At 66.9% G+C, this 12,077-nt stretch carries 4 protein-coding genes and 7 pseudogenes; 9 read left to right on the plus strand and 2 right to left on the minus strand.

The window, feature by feature from the left end:
- Positions 1–469: 469 nt before the first annotated feature.
- Both glmM and KPL74_04155 read left to right on the plus strand, forming a co-directional pair.
- Positions 470–1,873 (plus strand): phosphoglucosamine mutase, encoded by a 1,404-nt coding sequence (gene glmM, locus KPL74_04150; protein ID QWT21211.1) that lies wholly within the window; start codon positions 470–472, stop codon positions 1,871–1,873.
- Between the two features lie 70 nt (positions 1,874–1,943).
- Positions 1,944–2,879, plus strand: a complete 936-nt coding sequence (locus KPL74_04155; GenBank protein ID QWT21212.1) for a hypothetical protein — start codon at positions 1,944–1,946, stop codon at positions 2,877–2,879.
- 312 nt (positions 2,880–3,191) lie between these two features.
- Here the strand turns inward: KPL74_04155 and KPL74_04160 are convergent, their stop codons facing one another.
- Together KPL74_04160 and KPL74_04165 are read right to left on the minus strand one after the other, a co-directional pair.
- The gene (locus KPL74_04160; protein ID QWT21213.1) at positions 3,192–4,091 is read right to left on the minus strand and encodes a DMT family transporter; all 900 of its coding nucleotides are present in this window, start codon (positions 4,089–4,091) and stop codon (positions 3,192–3,194) included.
- A 420-nt stretch (positions 4,092–4,511) separates the two neighbouring features.
- Positions 4,512–6,659 carry an AsmA family protein gene (locus tag KPL74_04165; protein QWT21214.1) on the minus strand — a complete coding sequence of 716 codons (2,148 nt, stop codon included), beginning with the start codon at positions 6,657–6,659 and terminating at the stop codon, positions 4,512–4,514.
- 195 nt (positions 6,660–6,854) lie between these two features.
- On the opposite strand from KPL74_04165, the pseudogene KPL74_04170 reads away from it, so the two are divergent.
- From KPL74_04170 to KPL74_04200, 7 pseudogenes are all read left to right on the plus strand, one after another.
- Positions 6,855–8,453 (plus strand): annotated as a pseudogene (locus KPL74_04170) (autotransporter-associated beta strand repeat-containing protein).
- A gap of 192 nt (positions 8,454–8,645) precedes the next feature.
- Positions 8,646–9,005, plus strand: a pseudogene (locus tag KPL74_04175) (autotransporter-associated beta strand repeat-containing protein).
- A 171-nt stretch (positions 9,006–9,176) separates the two neighbouring features.
- Positions 9,177–9,566 (plus strand): annotated as a pseudogene (locus tag KPL74_04180) (autotransporter-associated beta strand repeat-containing protein).
- 171 nt (positions 9,567–9,737) lie between these two features.
- Positions 9,738–10,085, plus strand: a pseudogene (locus tag KPL74_04185) (autotransporter-associated beta strand repeat-containing protein).
- 174 nt (positions 10,086–10,259) lie between these two features.
- A pseudogene (locus KPL74_04190) lies at positions 10,260–10,616 on the plus strand (autotransporter-associated beta strand repeat-containing protein).
- A gap of 204 nt (positions 10,617–10,820) precedes the next feature.
- A pseudogene (locus KPL74_04195) lies at positions 10,821–11,162 on the plus strand (autotransporter-associated beta strand repeat-containing protein).
- Positions 11,163–11,660: 498 nt separating this feature from the next.
- Positions 11,661–12,008 (plus strand): annotated as a pseudogene (locus KPL74_04200) (autotransporter-associated beta strand repeat-containing protein).
- The last annotated feature ends 69 nt before the right edge of the window (positions 12,009–12,077 follow it).

Below are 12,077 nucleotides of genomic sequence, written 5' to 3' on the forward strand. Positions count from 1 at the left end.
CTGCATCGCCGCGTTGTCGGCAAATCGCGCGCAGGCGCGCTCCTACGGGAGCCGACGCGGCGTCGGGATGCCCGCGGCGCGGCCGTCCCAGCCAGCTCGCGACACGGTTAAAGACAGCCCTCGGTGCCTACCCTCGAGGCGAGTTCGTGGCGGCGAGGGGGCCGGGCGGAAGAAGCCCGAAGGGGGCCGGCCACGATGGCCGGCCGTTCTTGTTGAGGCAGGATGCCGAATCAAGAACCTCCGCCCGGCACCCGGTGCGCGGCCGCAGGCCAATAAGTAGATGGGCTGCGGAGCAGCCCCTCCCTGTCGCACGCCAGAACGCTGTCTGAGCAGCGAGGGTAGGCACCGAGGGCTGTCCTGCGACCACGCCCGAGCGCCGAGCCCCTATGCCCTCCGCCCAGTCCCTCCGCCCAGCTATCCAGTCAGTCGGGCCGGGGTATGATTCCCGTCCCAGGAAGGATTTAGAACCATGAGCGAACGTAAATACTTCGGAACCGACGGTATCCGTGGACAGGTTGGCAGCTACCCCATCAGCGCCGATTTCATCCTCCGCCTCGGTCGTGCCGCCGGTGCGGTGCTGGCCCGTCGCCGGGCGGCGGACAAGCGCACCGTCCATTCCAACGGCGAGCGCCGCGATCCCGCGCGCAAGATCATGGTCGTGATCGGCAAGGACACCCGCGTCTCCGGCTACATGTTCGAATCCGCCCTGGAAGCGGGCCTGGTCGCGTCCGGCGCCGACGTCCGCCTGCTTGGCCCCATGCCGACCCCGGGCGTCGCCTACCTGACCCGCTCGCTGCGTGCCGACGCCGGCATCGTCATCAGCGCCTCGCACAACCCGCACCAGGACAACGGCATCAAGTTTTTTTCGGGGCAGGGCGAGAAGCTCGACGACGAACTGGAAGCCGAGATCGAGGCCGAGCTGGAAGCCGACTTCGCCACGGTCGCCTCCGAAGCGCTGGGCAAGGCCAAGCGCGTGGACGACGCGGTGACCCGCTACGCCGAATTCTGCAAGTCGACCGTGGCCGACGATTTTTCGCTGGCCGGCATGCACATCGTGCTCGACTGCGCCCATGGCGCGACCTACCAGGTCGCCCCGATGGTCTTCCGCGACCTGGGTGCGGACGTGACCACCATCGGCGCCGAGCCCGACGGCCTCAACATCAACCGCGGCGTGGGTTCCACGGCCCCGGAAGCGCTGGCCCGTGCGGTGGTGGAACGCGGCGCCGACCTCGGCATCGCCTTCGACGGCGATGGCGACCGCGTCCGTATCGTCGACAAGGACGGGACCGTGACCGATGGCGACGACATGCTCTTCGTCATCGCCCGCCACTGGAAGCGCAAGGCGACCCTGCCGGGCCCGGTGGTCGGCACCCTGATGAGCAATTACGGCCTGCAGCGCGCGCTGAAGCAGATGGAGATCCCCTTCGTCCGCGCCAACGTGGGCGACCGCTATGTGTTGCAGCAGCTGAAGGAACACGGCGGCGTGCTCGGCGGCGAGACCTCCGGCCACGTGCTGTGCCTGGACCGTTTCACCACCGGCGACGGCATCGTCGCCGCGCTGGCCCTGCTGGAGACCCTGGCCGAGGCCGGGGAGACCTTCGCCGACGCCCGTGCCGGCCTGGTCAAGCTGCCGCAGACGATGCTCAACGTCCGTGTCGAAGGGGCCAAGGCCGCGCTGGGCACGGAGACGGTCAAACAGGCCCTGGCCGAGGTGGAGGCTGCCCTGGAGGGCCGTGGCCGCGTCGTCCTGCGCGCTTCCGGTACCGAGCCGCTGGTAAGGGTCACGATCGAGGCCGCCGATGCCGCCGAAGTCGAACGACTGGCGGGGCAGCTGGCAGACGCCGTAAAATCAGCGGCCCAGGCTGTCGCCTGAGTCAATTGACGCCTCCGGCCGGCGCGGTCACCCCGCGCCGGCTTTTTCATGCCCGCAAGCAGGTCTTACGATGAAGAAGGTTCCCACCCTCGATATCCGCCGCTACGACACCGATCGCGACGCCTTCGTCGCCGAGCTCGGCGCCGCGTATCGTGAATTCGGTTTCTGCTGCATCAGCGGCCACGGCATCCCCAAGGACGCCGTCGACGGTGCCTACGACGCCTTCAAGGCGTTCTTCGCACTGCCGGACGAGACCAAGCGCCAGTACCACGTCGCCGGTGGCGGCGGTGCGCGCGGCTACACCCCGTTCAAGGTCGAGACCGCGAAGGACTCGAAGTTCGCCGACCTCAAGGAGTTCTGGCACGTCGGTCGCGAGATCCCGCGCGACTCGAAGTACGCCGACGTGATGCCGCCGAACGTGTGGCCCAGCGAGATCCCCGGCTTCAAGGACCAGGGCTACGGCCTCTACCAGGCGCTGGATGACCTCGGCAGCCGCGTCCTCCGCGCGCTCGCCCTGCACATCGACCTGCCGGAGAACTTCTTCGACGACAAGGTCAACGTCGGCAACTCGATCCTGCGGCCGATCCACTACCCGCCGATCACCCAGACCGACGTGCCCAACGTCCGCGCCGGCGCGCACGAGGACATCAACTTCATCACCCTGCTGGTCGGCGCAAGCACGGCGGGCCTGGAAGTCCTCACGCGTGAAGGCGAGTGGCTACCGATCACCAGCGAAGGCGACGCCATCGTGGTCAACATCGGCGACATGCTCCAGCGCCTGACCAACCACGTGTACCCGTCGACCACCCACCGGGTCACCAACCCGCAGGGCGACGCCGCCCGCCAGCCACGCTACTCGGTGCCGTTCTTCCTGCACCCGAACCCGGACGTCGTACTCGACGTGCTGCCCTCTTGCGTCACGCCGGACAATCCGAAGCGCTATGAGACGCCGATCACGGCACACGAATACCTGCAGGAACGCCTGCGCGAGATCAAACTGATCTGACACCGCGTTAGCGGGTTTTTCACCGGGAGGGTCGCAGAGTCGATCCTCCCGGCCGTCGTTCCCCCGGAGATACCCGCCATGACTTCCCGCCCGCGAGCGCAGGCCAAGCGCGCTGCACCCCGCAAAAAGACCACCACCCGCTCACCCGCCGCCCGCGCCCGCCGCCTGCGCACCGTAAAAGCCCGCGGCCGCGGTTAACAGCACATCGGCCAACCACGCTCCCACACCCCTGTAGGAGCGCGCCTGCGCGCGAACGAACGTGGCCGCACAACTTCCAGCGTTTGCTCAACCGCTCAAAGCGCCACAAGATCCTCAAGGCGCCACAATATCCGAAGCCCCAGCCCGCTCCCCCCGGTGCAGCCAAGGATGCGCAAACACCGCCGCCAAAATAACGGCCACCCCCAGGTAAAACGTCCAGCCCAGCTCCCGCTGCTCCCCCAGCAGCGGAATCGCCAGCACGATCGCGTAAACCGGCTCGAGGTTCGTCACCATCTGCGTCGCAAACGCCGACAGATGCCGTAACGCCGACAACGCCAGCGCAAACGGCAGCAACGTACAACCAAACGCCAACACCACCAGCAACAGCGCGTCATGCCCATCGGGCAACACGAACGCCGCCCCCGGCAACAACGGCGCCGCCAACGTCAGGAACACCGTCCCCGCACCCAGCTCGACGAACGTCACCGTCAGCGAATCCGCGTGCTCGATATACCGCTTGTTCAACGCCCCAAAGAACGCAACGAACAACGCCGACAACACACCCACCGCCAGGCCCACCCGCATATCCCCCGGCAAACCACCCGCCACCAACGCCACCCCCGGGATCACCGCCGCACCCAGCAACAACTCACGCAACTCAAACGGCCGCCGCGCAATCCACGGCTCCACCACGGAAAGAAACGCCGGACACATCGCAATACACGTCGCCGCCACCGACGCATTCGCCAGCTTGATCGCCCCGTAAAACGTCAACCAATGCAACGCCACCACCACGCCAATGCCAGCGTAGATCAGCAACAACCGCGGCGACGTCGAACGCAACCCCCGCCACACCCGCGGCACACAAAGCAACGCCACAGACACCAACAACATCCTCCACCACACCAACGGCAACGCAGACAGCGTGATCAGCTTGCCCAGGATGGCCGTAAAGCCCCACAGCAAGACACAGAAGTGAATCTGGAAAAGAGCTTTACGGGCAGGAAGAGACATGCGGCAACTTTAGCCGCAAAGCTCGCGGCAGCCTACATGGGCTCAGGGCGAACGGACCTCTTCGCAGCATCGGCCAATCGCGCGCAGGCGCGCTCCTACACGGGCCACTGCTGCGTCGGCGCGGTGCCGACGCTTTCCCACCCAGCTCGCCGCAAGAATGAAGAGAGCCCTCGGTGCCTACCCTCGAGGCGAGTTCCGCACAAGCGAGCAGCCGAAGGCTAATCAAATACATGGGCCGCGGCTGCGGCCAACCCTGTCGAGCGCGGAGGACCTGTCTGAGCAGCGAGGGTAGGCACCGAGGGCTGTCCTGCGACCAGGCCCGAGCGCTGCGGGGACGTCAATCGCGCGCAGGCGCGCTCCTACAGGGCCGAGGTTCGGCCGGAGGCCGTGAAGGCATGCGTCGCGAAGCGGCGAACCGCTTCACTTGCTGTTGCTCTTGCCCGGCGGCGGGGCCTTGGGCGGGGCGCTCTTCAGGTCATCCAGCAACGGCTGGCACGTCACCGCGCTCGCCTTGCCACTCTCCGGCACCATCAGCGGCGCCAACGCCGCCACCGGCGCCGCAAAGAACAACGCCACCGCACCACCGCCACGCAGGATCAACGGACCCGCATGCACGCCCGGCGACGGATTTGCAAACGTGCCATGCACGTACAGCGGCGAACGCAGCGAAAACACCCGGAAACCCTTCGTATGCGGCACGATATCCAGGTTCAGCTTCTCATCCTTGAAATTGATATCGCCATTGACGTTGATCAGCGCCTTCTCCGTGTCCAGCGCGAACACCTTCGATTCCATAACGCCGTCGGTGGCGACCAGATCCGCCGCCATGCAGTTGATCTTCACCACGTCATCGCCGAAGAAACGATTCACGACGTAGCTACCCACGTTAAGACCGGCCAGCTCCAGCAGCGACGAACTCACCGCACCGTCGTTGATCAGCAGCTTCAGCTCGCCATTCGACGTGCCCAGCAACGCCGCCGGTGAATTGCCCACGGCGGTGAACGACGCATCGCCATTCAACTCGCCGAACGCCGTCTGCATCGGCGCGAAGGTCGGGAACAACTCCTTGAGCTTCAGGTGACGGGCACCGAGGTTGAAGCGACCCTTCAGCGGTTCCTTCGAACCATCCAGGCGCAGGTTGCTGCCCACGGTGCCACCGGCCACGCCGAACTTCAGCGGGTCGAGCGTCAGCACCGCGTCCTTCATGATCAGGTGCGTCTCGACGTTCTTGATCGGCAGTTTTTCACCGTGGACGATGTTCGCGCCGACGAAGCGCACGTCGGCATCCATCGCGTTCCAGCGATCGGTCTTGAACGGTTCGACCGGCAGGACCTTGCCGTTCGGCTGCGCCTTTGCATCGCCACGCTCGGCCTTCTCCTTGTCGGTACCACCACCGATCAGCGGCGCGAGGTCGCTGAACAGCAACTGGTTGGACTTCAGGTCGCCGGTAAGGCTCGGCCGTGCGCCGCCGGTGCGGAAGGCGAGGGTGCCGCCCAGGTCGCTGCTACCGACCTTGCCGGTGAAGTTCTCGTAGGTGAAGGTGCTGTCGCCCTTCTTCAGGTTCGCCTTGAGGTGACCCTCGGTCGCGAAAGGCGGGGTGTCGGGCAGGGTCACGCCGGTGAGGTCATACAGGTGCGACATGCTCGTACCCGAGAACCACAGGCGCACGTCGAGCGCACCGAGGTTGATCGGATCGGTCAGCGTGCCGACGAAGGCGATATGCGTGTCGCCGAAGCGAGCATTGGCCTGGACGGGGAAGGGACGGTTGCCATCGCGCAAGGCCAGCACGCCACCGGTCTTGGCCGAGGCCTGCACCGTGGACTTCTTGTACGTGCCCTTGGCCTCCCACGCGAACATGTAGACCTGCTTGCGCTTGGTGTCGTCCTGGCGGTCCTTCTCGTCGGCATCGCTTTTCGCCATGGTCTTCGCGCTGGCGCCGGTGGTTTCCTTCGCCTGTGCGCGTGAGTCCTTCTCCTGCTGCGCCATGATCTCGTCGAACGGGATGCCCTTGCCCAGCGGCGTCACGTCGATGCCCATGTTGACCTGCACCTGGGCGTCGTCGAAGTCGATATGGCCCTTGTCGAAGGCAATCGCGTTGAGTTCCAGCTGCCATTCCGACGGGCCGCTGCTTTCCGGCAGCTTGAAGGTCCAGGTGTTGGTGCCGTCCTTCTGGCGCTGCAGGGCGATGGTCGGATGGCCGAGGCGGATCTCGGGGATGACGATGCGGTGGGCGATCAGCGGGAAGGGCGCAAGGCGGAAGTCGATCGAGTCCAGGTGCGCGAAGCGCCCGTTCTTCGCCCAGCTCGGGTTCGTCACCACCACGTCGCGGGCGGTGAAGTGCGGCCACGGGATCAGGCTGACCAGGCCGCCCTGGCCCGGTTCGCGTGCCCAATGGGCAGTGATGTCGCCCTGGATCGCGAAGGGACGGCCGATCGCCTCGGTCACTTTCTCGTTGATGGTTGGCTTCAGCCGGTTCCAGTCGAAGAAGGCGATGAACAAGATGACGGCCACGACCAGCACCACCAGGACGCCGATCACCCATGCCAGGATTTTCCTGCCTCGCCGCATCGCCTCTCTCCCATCACCTTTTGACATGAAGAGGTATCGCGGGGGGCGACAACGTTATGTGTTCAAGGGGTCCTTCGGTTAAGCAACGTGTGTGCCCCGTGACGGTCAGGCAAAAAATTCCTGCCTAATACGCTTAGTCAGTTGCTGCATTCGTGCAGTCGTACCGCAGGCGCTTTGCCACTCTGCCAGCCAACCATGGACATGGCAGGGGTAATTCCAATGAACAAGCGCGCGACGACCGTACCTTCTCTTCCACGCCGCAAAGGTATCTACCTCGCGCTGGCTTCCCTCATGGGTTCCGCGGTCCTGCCGAGCGTCGCGTCCGCGAATTGCACCCAGGTCACGACGACGGTGACCTGCTCCGGCTTCTCGGCCATCTCGTACTCGATACCCACCAATAACGTCGTGGTGAGCATCGACGGCACCGGCCAGCTGGCGGCGCCGTTACTTGGCGGCCCGGTGCTCACCCTGAGCGGCAACAACGTCACGGTGAACAACCAGGGCCAGATCGACCCGAACCTCGGTGGCGCGCTCAGCGTGGTGTCCGGTGGCCTGGTGGTCGGCAACGGCAACGCCAGCACGATCAACATCAATAACCTGCCGGTTAACGGGGTGACGCCGGCCGGCTCGATCAAGGGCCTGGTCAACCTCGGTTCGCTGCTTGGCATCGGTGGCCAGGCGATCCTCGCCCAGAACGGCACCGGTGGCACGACCAACATCACCAACAACGGCACGATCGACATGAACGTGCTGGGGTTGGGCTTGCTCAACACCTCCGACGCGCCGGCGGTCGTCTCCTACGGTGGTGCGCGGACCAACATGGTCAACACCGGTTATATCCGTGGCCGGATCGGTTTTGCGCCTTCGCTGACCGCAGGGCAGGGCAACACGTTCGTCAACTCGGGCCTGATCAGCGGTAGCGTCAACCTCGGCGATACGGCGACCGGCAATACGTTTACCGCCGTCTCCGGTTCGAGCGTCGCCGCGGACGGCCTGTCGCTCAACGTCCTCAACCTCATCGGTGTGAGCGTCAACCTCAGCGGCAAGGGCATCGTCGATGGTGGCTCGGGCACGGGCCTGAACAATTTCCTCGTCCTGCAAAACGACGTGCAGACGGCGGGATCGGGTACGGGTGGTGCCGTCACCACCATCGATGGCGCGCAATACATCCATTTCCAGCACCTGCGGGTGAACAGCGGTACGTGGAACCTGCTCGGTCCGGTGGCGCTCGCCGACACGACGATCAACGACGGCCTGGTCAACTTCAACAACAACGCCGTGTTCGGCCCGGGCACGCTCAGCGCCAACGGCGGCGCCATCGCGGCATCGACCGCCGGCCTCGCACTGGCCAACAACGTCTCGCTCAATACCGGCCGGCTCAACCTCACCGGCACCAACGCTTTCGCGCTCAATGGCGTGATCTCGGGGGCGGGTGGCCTGACCGTCACCAATACCGCGGTCACCACGCTGGGCGGGGCGAACCTGTTCAGCGGTGGCGTGAACCTCAACGCGGGCGGCCTGCTGCTCGGTAACGCGGGTGCGCTGGGCACCGGTGCGTTGACGGTCGGCGGCAACGCGACACTGAACACCACGGGTGCGTTCAACCTCGCCAACAACATCGTCGTGAACGGCGGTAGCACGTTCAACCTGCTCGGCGGCCAGGCGCTCGGCCTCAACGGGTCGCTGTCGGGCGCGGGTAACGTCGTCAAGAGCGGGGCGGGGACGCTCACCCTCAACGGCGCCAATACGCTCACCGGCGCCTTCAGCGTCACTGGTGGCGCGCTGGCGGTGGGTGCCGGTGGCTCGCTCTCGCCGACGGGTGCGCTCGTGCTCGGCGCAGGCACAAGCATGGATCTCTCGGCCGCCGCGAACCAGGCGACCGGCTCGCTTGCAGGCACCGGCAACATCAACCTGGGCGCGCAGACGCTTACCCTCAACGGCCTGGGCAACACCGTGTACGGCGGCGTCGTCTCGGGCACGGGTGGCCTGGTCAAGCAGGGCGCCGGCGTGCAGACGCTCGCGGGTAGCAGCGTGTTTACCGGCGGCGTGGCACTCAACGGCGGTGGCCTGTTGCTGGGCAACAACAACGCGCTGGGCACGGGCGCACTGTCGGTGGGTGGCGTCGGCGTCACGCTGGACGGCACTGCCGCGCTCACCCTGGGCAACGCGGTCAACCTTGGCACCGGTGCGTCGCTCAACCTGCTGGGCGGCCAGCCGCTGGTCTTCAACGGTCCCATCGTCGGCGCCGGCGCGCTGGTCAAGAACGGTGCTTCGCTGCTGACCCTCAACGGCGCGAACACCTTCAGCGGCGGCGTCACCGCCAACGCCGGTGGTCTGCTGATCGGTAACGACGCGGCGCTGGGCACGGGCACGCTGGCGGTGAACGGTGCGGTGACCGTGGACGGTTCGGCGGCGCATACGCTCGCCAACAACGTCAGCCTCGGTGCCGGCGCTTCGCTCAACGTCCTCGGCGGGCAACCGCTGACCTTCGGTGGGGCCATCGGTGGCACCGGCAGCCTGGTGAAGAGCGGCGCATCGACGCTGACGCTCACCGGCGCGAACACCTTCACCGGCGGCCTCAACATCAATGCCGGCACCGTGGCGATCGGCGCGGGCGGCAGCCTGGCCGCCAACGGTGGCGTCACGCTCAATGGCCTCGGCAGCATCTTCGACATCTCGGGCGCGGGCAACCAGACCATCGGTGCGCTGTCCGGCATCACCGGCACGGGTGTCACGCTCGGCGCCAACACGCTGACCTTCGGCGGCGACAACAGCAACCAGGCCTTCGCTGGCGTCATCTCCGGCACGGGTGGCCTGGTCAAGACCGGCACGGGCACGCAGGCGCTGACCGGCGTGAACACCTTCACTGGCGGGATGAACCTCGCCGCGGGCGGCTTGCTGCTCGGCAACGCGAACGCGCTGGGCACGGGCCTGTTCACGGTCAGCGGCGCGGGCCAGCTCGACAGCGCCACCGCGCTGGCACTCGCCAACAACATCAACCTCACCAACACCGGCAACCTCACCCTCGTGGGCAGCCAGGCGACCACGCTGGGCGGCGTGATTTCCGGTGCCGGCAGCCTGACCAAGAACGGCGCGAGCCAGCTCACGCTCACCGGCGCGAACACCTTCACCGGTGGCGTCAACCTCAACGCCGGCAGCCTGTCGATCAACAACGGCAGTGCCCTCGGCGCCGGTGCGCTGAACGTCGGTGGCGCCGCGACGCTCACCAACAGCGCCGCGCTGAACCTCGCCAACGCGATCAACCTCGGCAACACGCTCACCCTCACCGGCGGACAGAACCTCGGCCTCGGCGGCGTGATCAACGGCAGCGGCGCGCTGGTCAAGAACGGCGCGGGCGTGCTCACGCTCAGCGGCAACAACAACTTCACCGGCGGTGTCGCGCTCAACGCCGGGACCCTGGTCGCAGGCAACGACAACGCGCTTGGCGTCGGCGCCCTGTCGGTCAACGCCGCGGCAACTCTCGACAGCACGGCGGCGGTGAACCTCGCCAACGCCGTGCAGCTCAACGCCGGTTCGGCGCTGACCCTTGCCGGCAGCCAGAACCTCGGCCTCGGCGGCACGATCTCGGGCACCGGCGCGCTGGTGAAGAACGGCGGATCCGTGCTGACCCTCGGCGGCGCGAACACTTTCACCGGCGGCGTGAACCTCAACGCGGGCGGCCTGGTCCTCGGCAACAACGGTGCACTCGGCACGGGCGTACTGAATGTCGCCGCGGGTACCACGCTGGATACCAATACCGCGGTCACGGCGGCGAACAACGTGAACCTCGCCGCCGGCGCGAACCTCAACGTGCTCGGCAGCAACGGACTGACCCTCGGTGGCGTCGTCGCCGGCACGGGCGGCCTGGTCAAGAACGGCACGGCCACGCTGACCCTCACCGGCGCGAACACGTACACCGGCGGCACGATCATCAACGGCGGCACCGTGGCCATCGGCCTCGGCGGCAGCCTGTTCAACACCGGCGACGTGAACCTCGCCACGGCCGGTGCGGCGTTCGACATCTCCGGTGCCGGCAGCAACCAGACCATCGGTTCGCTCAGCGGCGTCGCCGGTACCAATGTCCTGCTCGGTGCCAATTACCTAACGTTCGGCAACGCCACGAACCGCACCTTCGACGGCATCGTCAGCGGCACCGGCGGCCTGGTGAAAGCCGGCGCGGGCGTCGAGACGTTCAACGGTGCAAACACCTACAGCGGCGGTACGACACTCACCGGCGGCGGCTTCATCGTCGGCAACAACAGCGCACTCGGCACGGGCACGCTCACCGTCGCCAACGCGGGCACGCTGGACAGCAACGGGCCGATCGCGCTGGCCAACGCCATCGCGCTCAACGCCGGCCTGACCGTGCTGGGCAGCAACGCGCTGACCCTGAATGGCGCGATCAGCGGCGTGGGCGGCCTCACCAAGAACGGCGCCGCCGTGCTTACGCTCAATGGCGTGAACACCTACACCGGTGGCACCAACGTCAACGCCGGCACGCTCGCGCTCGGCGCGGGCGCCAGCCTGGCCTCGACCGGCACGGTCAACCTCGGGGCGGGCACCACGCTGGATCTCTCCGCGGGTAACGGTGCGCAGCAGATCGGCACGCTGACCGGCACCGGTGCGGTCAACATCGGCGCGAATGCGATCACCCTGGGCGGACCGACCAACGGCACCTTCGGTGGCGGCATCGCCGGCAGCGGCAGCGTGATCAAGCAGGGCACCGGCACCGAAACGCTGACCGGCACGAACACCTACACCGGTGGTACGACGATCAACGCAGGCACGCTGGCGATCGGTGCCGGTGGCAGCCTCGCCGCGACTGGCGCGGTGAACGTCGCCGCCCCGGGCGCCAGCTTCGATATCAGCGCGGGCGGAAACCAGACCATCGGATCGCTCAATGGCGTCGCCGGCGGCAACGTCTCGCTCGGCGCCAATGCGCTGACGATTGGCGGCAATGCAAACGGTGTCTACAACGGCCTGATCGCGGGCACCGGCAGCGTGATCAAGAACGGTCCGTCCAGCCAGACGCTGGGTGGCGCGAACACCTTCAGCGGCGGCGTCGCGCTCAATGGTGGCACCCTCGTCGTCGGCAACAATGCGGCGCTCGGCACGGGCGCGCTGACCGTCGGCGGCAATGCCGCGCTGGACAGCAACGCGCCGGTCACCCTCGGCAATGCCGTCGCCCTCACGGGGGGACATACGCTCGACGTGCTCGGCAGCAACGCGCTCACGTTGAACGGTCCGATCGCCGGCGCGGGCGGCCTGGTCAAGGATGGCGCCGCGACGCTCACCCTGGGCGGCCCGAACACCTACACCGGTGGCACCACCGTCAACGCCGGCACGCTCGCGCTCGGCGCGGGTGGCAGCCTTGCGGCAACCGGCGACGTCAACCTCGCCAACGCCGGCGCGGCGTTC

This window comes from Bacillus sp. NP157, assembly GCA_018889975.1.
Taxonomy (GTDB): Bacteria; Pseudomonadota; Gammaproteobacteria; order Xanthomonadales; family Rhodanobacteraceae; genus Luteibacter.

Bases quoted from the DNA above. Each gene is read 5' to 3' on its own strand.
- glmM (QWT21211.1), top strand. From the start codon at position 470: ATGAGCGAACGTAAATACTTCGGAACCGACGGTATCCGTGGACAGGTT.
- KPL74_04155 (QWT21212.1), top strand. From the start codon at position 1,944: ATGAAGAAGGTTCCCACCCTCGATATCCGCCGCTACGACACCGATCGC.
- KPL74_04160 (QWT21213.1), bottom strand. From the start codon at position 4,091: ATGTCTCTTCCTGCCCGTAAAGCTCTTTTCCAGATTCACTTCTGTGTC.
- KPL74_04165 (QWT21214.1), bottom strand. From the start codon at position 6,659: ATGCGGCGAGGCAGGAAAATCCTGGCATGGGTGATCGGCGTCCTGGTG.